Origin of the sequence: Azospirillum sp. ST 5-10, assembly GCF_051225715.1 — a bacterium.
Taxonomy (GTDB): Bacteria; Pseudomonadota; Alphaproteobacteria; order Azospirillales; family Azospirillaceae; genus Azospirillum.
Map to the genome: position 1 here is coordinate 1 of NZ_JBPJSP010000108.1, position 643 is coordinate 643.

The 643-nt window shown below is 66.6% G+C and carries 1 pseudogene; it reads left to right on the top strand.

The features are described 5' to 3' along the window. Positions 1–69: 69 nt before the first annotated feature. Positions 70–561 (top strand): annotated as a pseudogene (locus ACSBPG_RS32035) (IS3 family transposase); the annotation flags it as partial. Between the last annotated feature and the right edge of the window lie 82 nt (positions 562–643).

Consider the following 643-nt stretch of genomic DNA (forward strand, 5'->3'; position numbering starts at 1 on the left):
GAATGGAGAGCCGTATGCACTGAAAGGTGCACGTACGGTTCGGGGAGGGGAAGCGCTTCAGCGCTTCCTACTCCACTCGCGACGTGGCAGGGCTTCGTCTACGTGGCCTTCGTCATCGACACCTTCGCCCGCCGGATCGTCGGCTGGCGGGTGTCGCGCACCGCCCATGCCGGCTTCGTGCTGGATGCCCTGGAGCAGGCGCTGCACGAGCGCCGGCCGGCCAAGGGCAGCGGCCTCATTCACCACAGCGACCGCGGGTCGCAATACGTTGCCATCAAGTACACCGAGCGTCTCACCGACGCTGGCGTCGAACCCTCCGTGGGCAGCGTCGGCGACTCCTACGACAACGCCTTGGCCGAGACGATCAACGGCCTCTACAAGACCGAAGTGATCCGGCGCCGCGGACCGTGGCGCACCCTGGAAGCCGTCGAGTTCGCCACCCTGGAATGGGTCGACTGGTTCAACCACCGCCGTCTCCTCGAACCCATCGGCAACATTCCTCCCGCCGAGGCCGAGGCGCGCTACTATGCTCAAACCGAGCACGTCGCCATGGCGGCGTGACTCAGTGTCCAGCGACATCCCGAACTGCCCCCCTGGCGCCATGAGGATCTGCCCCCTGGTTGCGCCGTTCAGGCGGGCGTTG